General features: G+C 64.9%; 14 protein-coding genes. 2 read left to right on the top strand and 12 right to left on the bottom strand.

Annotated features, from left to right (window positions below):
• Positions 1-81: 81 nt before the first annotated feature.
• From BC443_RS12395 to leuC, 12 genes are all read right to left on the bottom strand, one after another.
• On the bottom strand, positions 82-1,368 hold the full coding sequence (locus BC443_RS12395; protein ID WP_071232149.1) for a folylpolyglutamate synthase/dihydrofolate synthase family protein: 1,287 nt from the start codon (positions 1,366-1,368) through the stop codon (positions 82-84).
• 14 nt (positions 1,369-1,382) lie between these two features.
• Complete coding sequence (accD, locus tag BC443_RS12390) at positions 1,383-2,318, bottom strand: acetyl-CoA carboxylase, carboxyltransferase subunit beta (RefSeq protein ID WP_071232148.1); 936 nt, start codon at positions 2,316-2,318, stop codon at positions 1,383-1,385.
• 128 nt (positions 2,319-2,446) lie between these two features.
• Positions 2,447-3,277 (bottom strand): tryptophan synthase subunit alpha, encoded by an 831-nt coding sequence (trpA, locus tag BC443_RS12385; RefSeq protein WP_071232147.1) that lies wholly within the window; start codon positions 3,275-3,277, stop codon positions 2,447-2,449.
• Positions 3,278-3,325: 48 nt separating this feature from the next.
• Complete coding sequence (gene trpB, locus BC443_RS12380; RefSeq protein ID WP_071232146.1) at positions 3,326-4,540, bottom strand: tryptophan synthase subunit beta; 1,215 nt, start codon at positions 4,538-4,540, stop codon at positions 3,326-3,328.
• Positions 4,541-4,550: 10 nt separating this feature from the next.
• Complete coding sequence (locus BC443_RS12375) at positions 4,551-5,285, bottom strand: phosphoribosylanthranilate isomerase (protein WP_083387378.1); 735 nt, start codon at positions 5,283-5,285, stop codon at positions 4,551-4,553.
• Positions 5,282-6,247, bottom strand: coding sequence for a tRNA pseudouridine(38-40) synthase TruA (gene truA / locus BC443_RS12370; RefSeq protein ID WP_071232145.1), 966 nt, complete (start codon positions 6,245-6,247; stop codon positions 5,282-5,284). Before truA ends, BC443_RS12375 begins: the two co-directional genes overlap by 4 nt.
• Before the next feature lie 24 nt (positions 6,248-6,271).
• Positions 6,272-8,611: a FimV/HubP family polar landmark protein gene (locus BC443_RS12365; RefSeq protein WP_071232144.1), complete on the bottom strand. Its 2,340-nt coding sequence runs from the start codon at positions 8,609-8,611 to the stop codon at positions 6,272-6,274.
• 147 nt (positions 8,612-8,758) lie between these two features.
• Positions 8,759-9,874 carry an aspartate-semialdehyde dehydrogenase gene (gene asd, locus BC443_RS12360; RefSeq protein WP_071232143.1) on the bottom strand — a complete coding sequence of 372 codons (1,116 nt, stop codon included), beginning with the start codon at positions 9,872-9,874 and terminating at the stop codon, positions 8,759-8,761.
• Between the two features lie 112 nt (positions 9,875-9,986).
• On the bottom strand, positions 9,987-11,066 hold the full coding sequence (gene leuB / locus BC443_RS12355; RefSeq protein ID WP_071232142.1) for a 3-isopropylmalate dehydrogenase: 1,080 nt from the start codon (positions 11,064-11,066) through the stop codon (positions 9,987-9,989).
• A gap of 9 nt (positions 11,067-11,075) precedes the next feature.
• Positions 11,076-11,888: a class I SAM-dependent methyltransferase gene (locus tag BC443_RS12350; RefSeq protein ID WP_247643283.1), complete on the bottom strand. Its 813-nt coding sequence runs from the start codon at positions 11,886-11,888 to the stop codon at positions 11,076-11,078.
• Positions 11,854-12,498 carry a 3-isopropylmalate dehydratase small subunit gene (leuD, locus tag BC443_RS12345; protein WP_071232140.1) on the bottom strand — a complete coding sequence of 215 codons (645 nt, stop codon included), beginning with the start codon at positions 12,496-12,498 and terminating at the stop codon, positions 11,854-11,856. The genes BC443_RS12350 and leuD overlap by 35 nt, the downstream gene beginning before the upstream one ends.
• 12 nt (positions 12,499-12,510) lie before the next feature.
• Positions 12,511-13,959, bottom strand: coding sequence for a 3-isopropylmalate dehydratase large subunit (gene leuC, locus BC443_RS12340; RefSeq protein ID WP_071232139.1), 1,449 nt, complete (start codon positions 13,957-13,959; stop codon positions 12,511-12,513).
• A gap of 213 nt (positions 13,960-14,172) precedes the next feature.
• Here leuC and BC443_RS12335 point away from each other — a divergent pair, with 213 nt between their 5' ends.
• Both BC443_RS12335 and BC443_RS12330 read left to right on the top strand, forming a co-directional pair.
• Complete coding sequence (locus tag BC443_RS12335) at positions 14,173-15,072, top strand: LysR family transcriptional regulator (protein WP_071232138.1); 900 nt, start codon at positions 14,173-14,175, stop codon at positions 15,070-15,072.
• A gap of 55 nt (positions 15,073-15,127) precedes the next feature.
• On the top strand, positions 15,128-16,387 hold the full coding sequence (locus BC443_RS12330; RefSeq protein WP_071232137.1) for a tripartite tricarboxylate transporter TctB family protein: 1,260 nt from the start codon (positions 15,128-15,130) through the stop codon (positions 16,385-16,387).
• Positions 16,388-16,589 lie beyond the last annotated feature (202 nt).

The following is a 16,589-nucleotide window of genomic DNA, read 5'->3' as shown; positions in this document are numbered from 1 at the left end:
GGACCTTGACCTCCTTGATAGCACCTTGATTTCCTTGAGCACGATCCGGCATCCGATCGATCATCCCGGCAATCGCCTTCACTACACTTCGTCGCCCGCCAGCGCCGTCAGCGCTTCCAGCGCGCCGGCCACGGTCAGAAACGAGCCGCATACTAACACTTCTTCATCGGGCGCAAGGCGTGATGCCAGCCAGTCGACGCCGGCTGCCGGCGACGAAGCGGTCGCCAGCACCTCACCGCCTCGGCCAGTGATGGATTCGGCCAGTACCTCGCCCGAGCGACCGCGCGGGCCTGCCAGCCCTACCGGCAGCCAGACATCGATTACCGGAGCCAGCGCCTCGATCAGCGCCTCGGCATCCTTGTCCTGCAGGACGCCGAGCAGGCCGATACGGCGACGCGGCGCCGGTGATCGCTGCGCCAGTCTCGCTGCCACATAATGCGCGGCATGGGGATTGTGCGCCACATCGAAACACCAGTTCCCCAACCACTGCAGTCGGCCCGCCAGCGCGACGGTGGACATCGCCTGGCGGGATTTCGCAGGTTGAGGCATGACGCCGCACAGCCCGAGCACCTGGAGCGCGACGGCGGCATTGTCGAGCGGCAACCCCGGATCGGGCAAGCTATCGAGCTGATAGCGAAGCCCCTCCGCCCCTTGGCCCCGCCAGCGCCACTGGTTGCCATCGACGTCTTCATGATCGAAATCGCGCCCCAGCCAGTAAGCGGGCACCTCCAGCGCACCGATGCGCTGCGAGACACTGACCGGCAATGCGCGGCTGCCGAGCACCGCCGGCCGCCCCTGGCGGAGAATGCCGGCCTTCTCGAATCCGATGACTTCGAGGTCGGTGCCGAGAAAGTCCGCATGATCCTGGGCGATGGTGGTGATGACGGCAATATCGCTGTCGATCACGTTGACCGCATCCAGACGACCGCCGAGCCCGACTTCGAGAATGGCCAGATGGGGGCGCACCTCGGCGATCGCAACCAGTGCCGCCAGAGTTCCAGCCTCGAAGTAGGTAAGACTGACGGGGTCGCCGGCCAAGCGGGCCGATTCGACGCGCTCGAATCCGGCGATCAGGGTGGCGTCGTCGGCCGCGATACCATCGAAGCAGAGCCGCTCGTTGTAGCGCAGCAGATGAGGCGAAGTGTAGCTGGCCGTGGACAGGCCATGAGCCCGAGCGAGGCGCTCGAGCATGGCCACGGTGGAGCCCTTGCCGTTGGTGCCGGCGACGGTCACGACCCGCTGCGCGATCGGACCCTGCGTCAACCCCAGCCGTGCGGCAACGACCGCCACCCGTTCGAGCCCCATGTCGATGGCGACCGGATGCTGGCGCTCGAGACGCGCCAGCCAGTCGTTGAGGGTGGCACTCATGGATCAGCGGTTCCTCAACGGGGTGCCTGGGTCGCGTCCGGTTCGTCGGCCAGCGGCGAGAAGTCCGCACTCTCATCCGCGACCTGACCGGCCGGCGGCTGGTGCGTCAGCTTGCGCAGAATGCTGCCCAACCGTTCACGCATCTCAGGCCGCGGGATGATCATGTCCACGGTGCCGTGTTCGAGCAGGAATTCGCTGCGCTGGAAGCCTTCCGGCAGTGTCTCTCGCACCGTCTGCTCGATGACGCGCGGGCCGGCAAAACCGATCAGCGCATTGGGCTCAGCCACGTTGAGGTCGCCCAGCATCGCCAGCGATGCCGAAACCCCGCCGAAGACCGGATCGGTGAGCACGGAGATGTAGGGCACGCCGGCCAGCTTGAGCTTTTCCAGCGCCGCGGAGGTCTTGGCCATCTGCATCAGCGAGAACAGCGCTTCCTGCATGCGGGCGCCGCCGGAGGCAGCGAAGCAGATCAGCGGAATCTCTTCTTCCAGCGCCAGCGTGGCGGCACGGACGAATTTCTCGCCGACCACCGCGCCCATGGAGCCGCCCATGAAGGAGAATTCGAACGCCACCGCGACGACGGGCAAACCATCCAGCGTGCCGCGCATGGCGATCAGCGCATCGTTCTCGTCGGTCGCTTTCTGGGCCGATGCCAGGCGATCCTTGTACTTCTTGGAGTCCCGGAACTTGAGACGGTCGCTCGGCTGAAGATCGCCCGCGATCTCTTCACGCCCTTCGGCATCGAGAAACCAGTTGAGACGCTTGCGCGCGGTCAGCCGCAGATGATGCTGACATTTGGGACAAACGTTCTGGTGCTTCTCCAGCTCGGGAAGATAGAGCACCGATTCACAGTTCGGGCACTTGCGCCACAGGCCGTCCGGCACGCTGGCGCGGCGGTCGTTGCGCTGGATGCGGCTCATCGACGGGACGATCTTGTCTAGCCAGCTCATGTCAGGAACGATTCCCTATTTGCCTAAATAGAAAGTAATGACGACATAGAAAACAATGGCGCCAGCCGCGACGAACGGCTGTCGCGACAACCGCAAACGCTGAATGATACCAAATCGACGACAACGACTCAGCCGACCGCTTCCCGGTCGAGCGCTTCGCGCATCTCGCCGAGAATCGATTTCAGCGCGGCGGGAACGGACGCCGGATCATCGGCATGCTCGGCGATGCGACCCACCAGGGCGCTGCCGACGATCACGCCATCGGCGACACGGCCGATGGCCGCTGCGGTGGCCCCGTCGCGGATGCCGAAGCCCACGCACAGCGGCAGCTCGGTGATACGGCGCAACTTGTTCAACTGCTCGCCGACAGCGTCGGCGTCCAGCGTGGCGGCCCCGGTCACCCCCTTGAGAGAGACGTAGTAGAGATAGCCCTCGCCGTGTTCGCAGATCGCGCGAGCGCGCGCCTCGGAGGTCGTCGGCGCCAGCAGGAAGATCGACTGCAGGCCGTGTTCCGCGAACAGCGCGGCGTTGTCGCCCGCCTCCTCCGGGGGCATGTCGACCACCAGCACGCCATCGACCCCGGAAGCCTGGGCCTGGCGCGTGAAGACCTCGTACCCCATCCGCTCGATGGGATTGAGATACCCCATCAGCACCACGGGAGTTTCGCTGTCCCGCTGGCGGAATTCCGCCACCATCTCCAGCACATGCTGCAATCGCGTGCCGTGTACCAGCGCCCGCTCGCAGGCCTTCTGGATGACCGGACCATCGGCCATCGGATCCGAGAACGGCACGCCCAGCTCGATCACGTCGGCGCCGGCTTCCACGCAGGCATGCATGAAGTCGACCGTGTGCGCAGGGGCCGGGTCGCCAGCGGTGATATAGGGAATGAGCGCCGTACGGCCCTGAGCCTTCAGTGCGGCAAAGCGCTGGTCGATACGGTTGTGTTCAATACGATTCATGTCGCCCTCGAGTCATGTCGCCAGCCGTCGTTCTGTCGGCGCCGGCCATCAAAATTCGATTCCGTCGAGTTTGGCGACGGTATGGATATCCTTGTCACCACGCCCGGACAGGTTGACGACGATATGCTGCTCCGGAGACATCTCCCCCGCCAGCTTCTTGGCGTGAGCCAGGGCATGCGACGACTCCAGCGCCGGCATGATGCCTTCGACGAGCGTCAGCTCACGGAAGGCCGCCAGCACCTCATTGTCGTCCGCCGCCACGTAGCGCACGCGACCGACATCCTTCCACAGCGCGTGCTCGGGGCCGACGCCGGGATAATCGAGACCGGCAGAAATCGACTGGGTGTCGGCGACCTGCCCGCCCTCGTCGGACATCAGGTAGGTCCGGTTGCCGTGCAGCACGCCGCGAGGCGCATTGGCGGTCAGCGGCGCGGCGTGGCGGCCGGTGGCGACGCCTTCGCCGCCAGCCTCGACGCCATACATGGCGACATCGTCATCCTCGACGAACGGATAGAACAGGCCCATGGCGTTGGAGCCGCCGCCGACGCAGGCGACCAGCGCGTCGGGCAACCGGCCGATCTGCTCGAGCGACTGGCGACGCGCCTCGCGGCCGACCACCGCACTGAAATCGCGTACCAGCATCGGATAAGGGTGCGGACCCGCTACCGTGCCGATGATATAGAAGGTGTCGTCGACGTTGGTGACCCAGTCGCGCAGCGCCTCGTTCATGGCATCCTTGAGCGTGCGCGAGCCGGACTCCACCGGCACCACCTTGGCGCCCAGCAGGTGCATGCGGTAGACGTTCAGCTTCTGGCGCTCGACATCCTCGGCGCCCATGTAGATCTCGCACTTCAACCCCAGCCGCGCGGCAACCGTCGCCGTGGCGACACCGTGCTGACCGGCACCGGTCTCGGCGATCACGCGCGGCTTGCCGGCCTTCTTGGCCAGCAGCGCCTGCCCGATGGTGTTGTTCACCTTGTGCGCGCCAGTGTGGTTCAGATCCTCGCGCTTGAGCCATATCTGCGCACCACCGATCTCGCGCGACCAGCGCTCGGCGTGGTAGAGCGGCGACGGCCGGCCGACGTAATGCTTCAGGTCATTGTCGAACTCCGCCTGGAATTCGGGATCGTTCTTGAGACTCGCATAGATGTTCTCGAGCTCCTCGAGAGCGAAACTCAAGGTCTCGGAAACGAAGCGGCCACCGTAAGGACCGAAGTGGCCGCGAGCATCCGGCAGTTGCGTCAAATCGTGGAATCGGCTCACGAAGGGACCCTCATGATGTGGCGGTGAATGAATGGGGCGTGACTGGATCGGCACTGGACGGTGCCGGCGCGAGCGAGACGTTCGCCGCCTGTACGCGTTCACAGAAGGCGCGGATGCGAGAGGGATCCTTGATCCCCTTTCGCGTGCCCACCGCAGACGCCAACGCCGCGGAAGGTGTATCGGCAGCGTGCATCGCTTCGACGCCGCCGGAAACATCGACCGCATAGGGCCGCACCCGCGCCATGGCGTCGGCGACGTTGTCCGGCGTCAGGCCGCCGGCGAGAATGACGGGTTTCGCCAGATCCGCCGGGATACGCTGCCAGTCGAAGGTTTCCCCCGTGCCGCCGGGAACGCCGGGGCGATAGGCGTCGAGCAGCAGCGCGCCAGCGCCTGCGTAGGTGTCGACTGCCGCCTGCAGATCGATATCGTCGTGCATGCGTAGCGCCTTGATCCAGGGCTTGCCGAAACGCGCGCAGAATTCGGGCGACTCGTCACCATGGAACTGTAGCAGGTCAAGATAAGGCAGACACATCTCGACATCGGCCACGCTCGGGTCGACGAACAGCCCCACACGCGTCACGAACGGCGACACCGAGGCGCTGAGCGACGCCAACGTATCGAGATCGAGCGCGCGCGCGCTTCCCGGCCACATCACAAAGCCGAGCGCATCGGCCCCGCTGGCAACGGCCGCCGCGATGTCTTCACGACGGGTCAAACCGCAGATCTTGATTCTGACGGGATTCATGACGTGGTCTCCAAGCGGGCCTGGGGAGGCTGATCGACTACCCGGCCCTGATCATCGATCCATTTCGGCCACACGCGACGGCGGCGCATCAGCAGCGTATCCGGAATTTCGCCACGCTCACCGGTCCATTCACCGAGAAAGGATAGCAGGTGCGGCCCCACCGGTTCTTCCGGCAGCGCAAAGCGCTCGTCGAAGCGCACATCGACGAAATGCAGACCGCTGGCCGGCGCCGTCACGTTGCCCGACCTGCGATCCCTGAGCGCCAGCAGTCGCTCGGGGTACGCTTCGTCCTCGTCTCCCCGGCCGACCGCCATCAGTACGCCGGCGATGTTGCGAATCATGTGATGAAGAAAGGCGTTGGCCTGCACATCGATCATCACGATCGGCCCGAAACGGCGCACGTCGATGAAATGCAGATGGCGAATCGGCACCTTCGACTGACAGCCGGCGGCGCGGTAGCTGGAAAAATCATGTTCCCCGACCAGCGCCTGGGCGGCACGATGCATGCGCTCCGCGTCCAGCGGCTCGCGACACCAGGTCACGTTGTGACGCTCCATCACGGGGCGCGTCGGCTGGTTGAGGATGACATAGCGGTAACGTCTTGCCAGGGCCGAAAAGCGAGCGTGGAAGTCGCCGGAAACCGGCGTCAGCCAGCGTACCGCGATATCACGCGGCAACTGGGCATTGGCGCCGAACAGCCAGGCTTTTTGGGTACGCATTACCGGCGCATCGAAGTGAACGATCTGGCGCGTGGCATGGACGCCACTATCGGTGCGGCCGCTGCAGAGCACACGCACGGGCGTGGCGGCGATCTTGCTCAGTGCCGCCTCGAGCGCGCCCTGCACCGAGTCGGCATGGCGCAACCGCTGCCAGCCGCAGTAATGCGTACCGTCATATTCGACGCCGAGGGCCAAGCGACCGCTGAGCGGCTGGTTGTCATCCTGCCGGGAGAAAAACGCCATCGAAACCTGTGCAGCCCAAAGTCGTTAGGGGCGCCCATTATCCCGATGCGACGGTTCGAATTCCACCTCCTCGACATCCCATCCCGCAGGAACTTCCCGCAGCGTGCCACGCCTCTCGCCGCCACGCGCTGGCGACACGACATCCGGCACCTCGGGACGAGCGCTGCGGATGCCCGCCCGGGCCCCGTCGTCGGGTGCCATCTCGCTCTTCGGCTCCAACGGCAGAGCGGAAAAATCGATGTCCGGCATCGTCAGCGACGACGCTTCGTTCCCGCTCTCCAGCGAGGCGGATACCGAATCCGCCGGCGATGCGATCACGCTCCGCTCGGCGTCCAGTTCCAGCTTTGGGGCTTCGTAGTCGATATGAGCGAGGGCTGACGACGTTGCCGAAGGCTCGGCGGACGATGTCATATCGTCATCGAACAGCACCGACATGGAATCGGTCCGGGAAGCGGATTCAACCGGAGTCGAGGCTTCCGACCGCACGGTGGGTTCATCGGCAACTCCGGTATCGGGCCGAGCCTCATCGGTCTCGGGACGAACCTTATCGGCCTCGGCACGCACCGCGCCGGACTCGACCCGGCCGGCCTGCGACTCGAACAGCGCGTCGACATCCTCCACCGTATCCTGCGCGACCGTCTCGCCCCCCGCTTCCGTTTCGCCGGTTGCCTCCTGCCAGCTCTCCTCGACGTAGCGGGCGCGATAGTCATCGACCAGAGCCTGTCCTTCCCGGCGCTGTTCGGGCGTGGCGTCGTCACCAAAGCCGGCGAGCGCCTGTTCCAGCGCGTCCATGTCACGCAACTCGCCCAACGCTCTCAACAGCCCCAGGCGAAATTGCGCATTCTCTTTTTGGGCCAGTTGCTGGCGCAGCCAGTCGCGCGCCTCGGCATGGCGTCCATAAGCCATGAAGATATCCGCCTGGCTGATCGAGACCGAGTCGACATCCACTTCCGGCAGCGGCCGGCGCGGTGCCATCGATGCTGCGGCCTGGCGACTGGCCTCGAGCGGGGACGGCTCGACGGCCTCCGCCCTCTGCTCATCGACAGGTTCGACAACTTCGTGAACTTCACGACGGCGGCGTCGCTCCCAGATCCACAGCAACAGCAGGACGATCAGTACTCCGCCGCCAATCCAGTCGAGATGCCCCAGCAGCCGCTGCCATAACGAAGGCGACGCGGCGGGCGCCGGTCCGGTTGATGCCGTTACGGGCTTTTCGCCGGAGGGGGTCCCGGCGGGCGACTGCACGCGGGAAGGCGGCGGTGTTGCAGCCTGAGCCGCCGCGATGGCGGCAGCACTGACGACCGGCGTGCCTCCCTGCACGCCTTCCTGTCCAGAGGCACCGTCGCTCGCGTTTGCGTTTGCTGCCGTCTTGGATGGCTCAGCGACGGCCGCGAGCGCGCCCTGCAGCGCGTCGCGCTCGGATTGCAACGCAGCAATCGTCGCGCGTTGGCGTTCGGTCATCGCGGTCAGGTCGGCTATCTGCCGGGTCAGTGCGGCGAGCTGGTCGGTATCGGATGCCCCCGATGCCTCACGGCGCCCCACGATGTCGATCATCGGGCGCCCGTCGTCGGTCCGATGAGCGAGCTCATCGAGCCGGGATGCCGCCTCCCCTGGCGAGATATCGGTCACGGCCGCGATCGCAGGCACCGCCAGCCTGACGCCAGCCCGCAGCCGGTCGATGTCTCCATCGATAAAGGCATCGGGGTTGGATTGGTACAGGGCCAGCATCAGCGGCTGGCGATCAAGTCCGGATCGAGGCAACAGCGAAGCTGCCAGGGTGGATAGCGAGTCGCCGGGCCGAACGGTGATTTGCCCGGGCCAGGCGGGCGACCCGCTCGTTGCCGATGCCGCGTCGTCGGCAGATCCGTCGACCGGGTTCCGCATTGCCGTGGCCTGCGTCACCACGCTCTTCGCTACCGGATATCCCGGCGCGAGGCCGCGATCGCCATTCAGCAATGGCTGCGAGCTGGCATAGCCGACAGGATCGAACAGCAGCGACACGTCCCGCTGCCATTGCCCACCCGGCCAAGTCACCACCAGCAGCAGATCGAGGAACGGCTCCCGCACGCGGCGCGAGCTATCGAGAATCAGTGCCAGATCACCCTCACGGCGCACGACCTTGACCGATAGCGTGTCCAGCAGCGAGCTGCGAGACAATCCTGATTGCCGGTAAGCCGCGTCGTCGGCAACGGCTACCGATATCTGCGAGGCCTCGAGGCCGCTGCCATCGGTCAGCGGCAGCACCACGTGAAGCGGCCGATGGAGGGGGGATACCTGCTGCGGATCGCCAATGCCGAGAGCGTGGGCTGAAGAGGCCAGCACCAGGCAGAGCCCGCCGGTGATCGTTGTAAGCCGTTGCCGCATGGTTTCCTCGCCGACGAATTGGAGTAAGCCTCGACTCACTCATCGGCAAGGACTGAATAAACTTGAGGACGAGATCATGGCCCGAATGGCAAAGAGCCCTGCCAGTGGACACAGGCAGGGCTCGGGCAACTCATACCGGCGTGATGCTCAGGATTGTTCGCGGAGGATCTTGAGCATGCGCTTCAGCGGCTCGGCGGCGCCCCACAGCAGCTGGTCGCCGACGCTGAACGCGGTGAGATATTCGCCGCCCATGGCCAGCTTGCGCAAGCGGCCCACCGGGATCGTCAGGGTGCCGCTGACGGCCGCTGGCGTCAGATGCTTCAACGTCTCGTCCTTGTCGTTGGGCACGACCTGGACCCAGTCGTTGTGCCTGGCCAGACGATCCTCGATTTCGTCGAGCGGCACGTCTCGCTTCAGTTTGATGGTGAACGCCTGGCTGTGCGAACGCATCGCGCCGATGCGCACGCAGAGGCCGTCGATGGGAATCGGGTTGTCGCCGGTGGCGAGAATCTTGTTGGTCTCGACGCCGCCTTTCCACTCCTCCTTGCTCTGGCCGCTCTCCATCGCCTTGTCGATCCACGGCAGCAGGCTGCCGGCCAGCGGTGCGCCGAAGTTGTCGACCGGGAACTCGCTAGCACGCATACGGGTGATGACGTCGCGGTCGATGTCGAGAATGGCGCTGGAAGGCGTGGCAAGATCGGTGGCGACGGCCGAGTGCAGCGAGCCCATCTGGGACAGCAGTTCGCGCATGTGCTTGGCGCCGGAACCGGAAGCGGCCTGATAGGTCATGGAAGTCATCCACTCGACCAGGTTGGCCTCGAACAGCCCGCCCAGGCCCATCAGCATCAGGCTCACGGTGCAGTTGCCGCCGACGAAGGTCCTGGCGCCCTTAGCCAGTTGGGCATCGATCACGTGACGGTTGACCGGATCGAGCACAATGGTCGCCTCGTCCGCCATGCGCAGGGTGCTGGCCGCGTCGATCCAGTAGCCTTTCCAGCCGGACTCACGCAGCGGCTTATAGACGGCACTGGTGTAGTCGCCGCCCTGGCACGTCACGATCACGTCCATCGCCTTGAGCGACTCGATGTCGTTGGCATCCTTCAGCGCCGGCACGTCGACACCGATATCCGGCCCGGCCTGCCCCGCCTGGGAGGTGGAGAAGAAGACCGGCTCGAGCCCGGTGAAATCATTGTCGTCCAGCATGCGCTGCATCAGCACGGAACCGACCATACCGCGCCAGCCGACGAATCCGACTTTCAACATAGTGGCGTACCCCGAAATATTTTGAATGTCGTGAATCGATGCGACGACCCATTTCGGTCGTCGCATCATCAGCAAGTGAAGACGTGAATGATATCAGTTTAGCGCATTCGGCTCAGGCCTCGGCAAAAGCCGCCAGCACCGCGTCGCCCATTTCGCTAGTGGAAACCTGGCGGGTGCCCGGATAGGCGATGTCCGCGGTGCGCAGGCCCTGATCCAGCACCTTGCCCACGGCGCGCTCGATACGATCGGCCAGCGCCGGCTCGCTCAGCGAGTAGCGCAGCATCATCGCCACCGACAGAATCGTCGCCAGCGGGTTGGCGAGACCTTGGCCTGCAATATCCGGCGCACTGCCGTGACACGGCTCGTACATGCCCTGCTGCTTCTCGTTGAGCGACGCGGACGGCAGCATGCCGATCGAGCCGGTGAGCATGGCGGCGGCATCGGAAAGAATGTCGCCGAACATGTTGCCGGTCACCACCACGTCGAACTGCTTGGGCGCGCGCACCAGCTGCATCGCGGCGTTGTCGACGTACATGTGCGACAGCTCGACGTCCGGATACTCCGGCGCCAGCCGGTTCATCACCTCGCGCCACAGGATGGTGACTTCCAGCACATTGGCCTTGTCCACCGAGCAGAGCTTCTTGCCCCGCTTCTGCGCCATCTCGAAGGCGACGCGACCGATGCGTTCGATCTCGGATTCGGAATAGACGTAGGTATTGAACCCGACCCGCTCTCCGTCGCGCTCCTCGATGCCGCGCGGCTGGCCGAAATAGATGCCGCCGGTCAGCTCGCGCACGATCATGATGTCGAGCCCGGAGACGACTTCCGGCTTCAGCGTCGACGCCTCGGCCAGCTGCGGATAGAGCAGCGCCGGGCGCAGGTTGCCGAACAGGTTGAGATTCTTGCGCAGCCCCAGCAGCCCCTTTTCGGGACGCTTGCTCAGATCTTCCAGCGTATCCCACTTGGGACCGCCCACGGCGCCGAGCAGGATCGCATCGGCGGCCTTGGCCTTCTCCAGCGTGGACTCGGGTAGCGGATGCCCCTCGGCGTCGTAGCCGGCGCCGCCGACCAGCGCCTCTTCAAGTTCCGCGTCCAGCCCCGCCTCACGGCAGGCATTCAGGATCTTGACCGCCTCGGCGGTGATTTCCGGGCCGATGCCATCGCCGGGCAACACCAGAATCTTCTTGCTCATGCATTTTCCTCAAACGTGTTCTTTGGTCGCCCACAGCACCAGCATGTCCGTGGTGAAGGAGCCGTCATCACCGATCTCGAAGGCGTCGCGGACTTCCTGACCCACCTGCTGCTGCAGATGACGGATCGCGTCGCGCATGACATCGGGCGTGCGCATTCGCGCAATCCAGGTATCGAAATCCAGCCGCAGCCGCTGGCGCGAACTGGCCGTCACCACGAGCCCGGCCTCACCGACCATCTGCGCCCACTCGCTCGGTGCGTAATCGCGAACGTGGCTGGTATCCCGCAGCATCTCGACGGTCTGCAGGAAGCTGTCGAACAGCGGCTGCTCGGAAGCGGCGACATCGATGAACGCCGCCAGCCCGCCGGGTTTGAGGACGCGCCTCGCCTCGCGCAGCGCCAGTCCCACATCGCGCCAGTGGTGTGCGGAGAAACGGCTGCAGACGACATCGAAACTGTCGTCGGCAAACGGCAGCGACTCCGCAACGCCCTGAACCGTACGGATATTGCCGAAGCCGCGTTCGCGGGCCGCCTCGCCGACCACCTCGAGCATTCGCGGCGAGAGATCATAGGCCACGACCTCCGCTGCCAGATCGGCGACCTGAAAGCTGACATGCCCAGCGCCGCAGCCGAGATCCAGCACGCGGGGCGCGTCGAGTCCTGCGACACGCTCCCGCAACTGGGCGAACTCAGCGCCCTGGGCATGCACCTGGCTCGACAGATAGGCGCCTGCCTGGCCACCGAACTGGCGTTCGACCACATCGCTGTGGCCACCACGCTTGCCCGAATCACGCATCGCGGAACAGCCACGGATTCGCCGCACGATGACGGCTTTCATAGTCGCGAATGGCGCCGGCCTGCTCGAGCGTCAGGCCGATATCATCGAGGCCTTCCAGCAGACAGTGCTTGCGGAACGCATCGACCTCGAACGGAATCGCCTCGCCGCTCGGCGTGATCACCTGCTGTCCTTCGAGATCGATATCGAGACGATAGCCTTCGCTGGCTTCCGTTTCCTGGAACAGCCGGTCCACCGTCGCCTCGTCGAGCGTGATCAGCAGGATGCCGTTCTTGAACGAGTTGTTGTAGAAGATATCGGCGAAGCTCGGCGCGATCACCACGCGGAAGCCGAAATCGTCCAGCGCCCAGGGGGCGTGCTCGCGCGAGCTGCCGCAGCCGAAATTGCGCCGTGCCAGCAGCACCTGTGCGTCGCGATAGCGCGGCTGGTTGAGCACGAAGTCCGGATTGAGTGGACGGCTGGCCGCATCCTGGCCCGGATAGCCCTCGTCGAGATAGCGCAGCTCGTCGAACAGGTTGGGGCCGAAGCCGGTACGCTTGATCGACTTCAGAAACTGTTTGGGAATGATCAGGTCGGTATCGACATTGGCGCGATCCAGCGGCGCGACCAGACCCTGCAGGCGTTCGAACTTTTTCATCGTCTGGTCTCCTTAGGCACTCATCGCATCGGCGCGGTCATAGTCATAGCTTCGGACATCCACGAAGTGGCCTTCGATGGCGGCCGCCGCGGCCATCGCCGGGCTCACCAGATGGGTACGTCCACCGTAGCCCTGGCGCCCCTCGAAGTTGCGGTTGGAGGTCGACGCGCAGCGCTCGCCGGCGCCCAGCTTGTCGGCATTCATCGCCAGACACATCGAGCAGCCCGGTTCACGCCACTCGAAGCCCGCCTCGATGAAGACCTTGTCGAGCCCTTCGGCTTCGGCCAGCCGCTTCACCAGTCCGGAGCCCGGCACTACCATCGCCAGCTGGATGTTGTCGGCGACCTTGCGCCCTCGGGCGACCTTGGCGGCTTCGCGCAGATCCTCGATCCGCGAGTTGGTGCAGGAGCCGATGAACACCTTGTCGAGCCGGATATCGGTGATCTTCTGCCCGGCGCTGAGCCCCATGTACTCCAGCGCACGCGTCATGCCCTGCGTGACGGTCTCGTCACCGGCACTGGCCGGATCGGGCACCGCGGCGGAGACGTTGGCGACCATTTCCGGACTGGTGCCCCAGGTCACCTGCGGCTCGATCTCGGCGGCGTCGAGTTCGACGACCTTGTCGAAGTGCGCGCCCTCGTCGGAGACCAGATCACGCCAGGCTTCGACCGCCGCCGGCCACTGCTCGGCCGAGGGCGCGTACGGACGGCCCTTCAGGTAATCGATCGTGGTGTCATCCACCGCCACCAGCCCCACGCGGGCGCCGGCTTCGATCGCCATGTTGCAGATCGTCATGCGGCCTTCCATGGAAAGCTCGCGGATCGCGCTGCCGGCAAACTCAATGGCATATCCGGTGCCGCCAGCGGTACCGATACGGCCGATGATCGCCAGCACGATGTCCTTGGCGGTGACGCCGAGGCCCAGCTTGCCCTCGACACGCACCTGCATGTTCTTCATCTTCTGGGCGATCAGGCACTGGGTGGCGAGCACGTGCTCGACCTCGGACGTGCCGATGCCGTGGGAAAGCGCAGCGAAGGCGCCGTGGGTCGCGGTATGGGAATCGCCGCAGACCACGGTCATCCCCGGCAGCGTGGCGCCCTGCTCCGGCCCGACCACGTGGACGATGCCCTGGCGCTCGTCGTTGATCCGGAACTCCTCGATGTCGAAGCTCTCGCAGTTGGCATCCAGGGTTTCGACCTGAATGCGCGAGACGTCGTCGAGAATCCCGGCGTTACCGGCGCTGCGCTCCTTGAGCGTGGTCGGCACGTTATGGTCCGGCGTCGCCAGGTTGGCATCGCGGCGCCACGGCTTGCGGCCGGCCAGACGCAGCCCTTCGAACGCCTGCGGCGAGGTGACTTCGTGCAGCAGATGACGATCGATGTAGATCAGCGCCGAACCGTCGTCGCGCTGAGTCACCAGGTGCTGCGCCCAGAGTTTGTCGTAGAGCGTCTGGCTTGCCATGTGTGTTATCTCCTCCGTCACGCTGTCTGAGGCAGCTTGGTGACGTAACGCTTGCGAATCGCGACGCTGTGACAGCGCCTCGCGAATGGTGTGCGACCAAGATACGGTGCCGTCATGCATAAAATCAATTCATCTTGATTATGCTTTGGATTCCATAACAGAATTCATTGATTCGCAATTCATCAATGCCTCGGACGGAAAGCGAACGACGCCATGGACACCCAGAGCCTGCAAGCCTTCATCGCGGTCGCCGATACGACGTCATTTTCGCTCGCCGGCGAGCAACTGCACCTCACCCAGCCGGCCATCAGCAAGCGCATCGCCACGCTGGAACATCAGACCGGCGCCAAGCTCTTCGACCGCATCAATCGCCGCGTCAGCCTGACCGAAGCAGGCCGGCTGCTGCTGCCCCGCGCCCGCCAGATCCTGCAGCTGGTAGAGGACAGCCGGCGTACTTTGAGCAACCTGAGCGGCAGCGTCGAAGGCAGCCTGACGCTCGCCACTAGCCACCATGTCGGCCTGCACCGGCTTCCTCCGGTACTCAAGGCGTTCACCCAGCGTTACCCGGACGTCGACCTGGATCTGCGCTTCCTCGATTCCGAACAGGCCTACCACGGCGTCGTCGCCGGCGAGATCGAACTGGCTGTGGTGACGCTGTCACCACAGCCCAATCCGCAGGTGGAATCGGTACCGGTGTGGATCGATCGATTGCGCTTCGTCGCCGCGCCCGACCATCCTCTGGCGGCACGCGGCGAGCTGCCGCTGTCGACGCTGGTGGACTATCCGGCGGTGCTGCCGGGGCCGCTCACTTTCACTCGCGATATCGTGGTGGGATCGTTCAGTCGCGCGGGATTGACCATCGATGTGGCGCTTTCCACCAATTACCTGGAGACACTGAAGATGATGGCGGGTATCGGGCTGGGCTGGAGCGTGCTGCCGGAAAGCATGGTCGACGACGAAGTCGCGGTACTGCCGGTGGCGCACCCGCCGATCGAGCGTCGGCTGGGCTATCTGGTGCACAAACAGCGCACGCTCTCCAACGCCGGGCGCGCGATGATCGCGGAACTCGACGCGCTCAGGGCTGCCGAAGTCCCACGAAGCGACTACGCTTAGTCACGCCCGCCCAGGGCACGTTCAGTCGCGGACTCGGATCAAGGAGCAGTCACCCATGGAGCAGGAAGCCCGGGGCAGGCCCCGGAAATCGGCACGACAGCAGGACATCCCCTCAAGCACCCTGCGTCTGGGCCTGGTCCCGGCGCCGGAACTGCCGGAGCGGACCGCCAATCTCATCGTCGACGAGCTTCCCGAACTGCTCGCACGCCATACCGACGATCGTCACCAGTGGCGGGTCGACTGCCTCACCGATCCGCTGATCGGCGCCGACGACTCGACCGCTGACGTCATCGAGCAGGGCGAAAACATCAAGCGCGCCAACGGCTGGGATTACGCAGTCTGCATCACCGACCTGCCGCTGCTGCGTGGCGATCGCATGGCGCTCGCGGAAGCCAGCGAAAACCTGGGCGTCGCGATCATCTCCCTGCCGGCATTGGGCATCTCGCCCCTGAGGCAGCGCCTGCGCGAGGCGATCCTGCACCTGGTCAACGAGATGCATCACGGCAGCGACCGCCACGACCGTGAACGCCAGCAGCAGCACATGGAGGATGGACGCGAGGCCCGCGAGCAGAGCGGTCTCCGTAACAGCAACGCCCGCGAGCTGATGGGTTCGCGGCTCTTCGAGCGCCTGGTGCCGATAAAACGTGTCACACCAGCCGATGACAGCGAGAAGAACGTCGACGTCCGTTTCGTCAGTGCCACCAAGTGGCCGGGCTACGCCAAGCTGCTGGGCGGCATGGTCAGAGCGAACCGCCCCTGGACGATCCTGCCCGCGTTCCGGCGGATCGTCGCGGTCGCCTTCGCCACCGGGGCTTACGGGCTGATCTTCCCGACGCTGTGGAAACTCAGCGCTGCCTATGAACTCTATCGCTTCGTCGCCCTGATGATCGCCGCGATCGTCGCCATGATCGTCTGGTTGATCCTCGATCACGGCTTATGGGAACCACAGCACTATACCCACAACGCCCGGTTGACCCGGTTCTACAATCTGACCACGGTCATGACGCTACTGGCGGGCGTGGCGTGCTATTACGTCATCCTCTTCGCGCTGTTTCTGGTGGCGGTCGTGTTGTTCGTGCCCGCCAGCCTGCTGGAGTCGACGGTCGGCCGATCGGTCGGCTGGCTCGCCTTTCCGGCGCTGGCCTGGCTGGCGACATCGGTGGCGACCGTGGCCGGCGCACTCGGGTCGAGCCTGGAGAGCGACGAGACGATCCGCGGCGCCACCTATGGCTACCGCCAGCAGTTGCGCCAGCGCAAGGTCAAGGAGCGCCAACAGCGAGACAGGCAGCAGGAGGATAGGGATTCATCGACGTGACGATTTTGTCGTACCAATAGCTCCGAGGAACCCTCTTGAAAAATTTTGAACACAGAGGAACTCGGCGAGCGATGGACAGGCAAGGCGCAACGACCGTAGGGAGTAACGGCCGAAGGCTGGCCCGAAGGGTGAGCGTAGCGAATCAAAATCGACGAGGCAGCGTAGTTTACTGGTGTCAATGAGCATGCCGAGTCGATTTTTA

Source organism: Salinicola sp. MIT1003, assembly GCF_001858555.1.
Lineage (GTDB): Bacteria > Pseudomonadota > Gammaproteobacteria > Pseudomonadales > Halomonadaceae > Salinicola > Salinicola salarius.
Note: the sequence above shows the minus strand (reverse complement) of the source record. Positions and strands in the feature narration are given on the sequence as shown.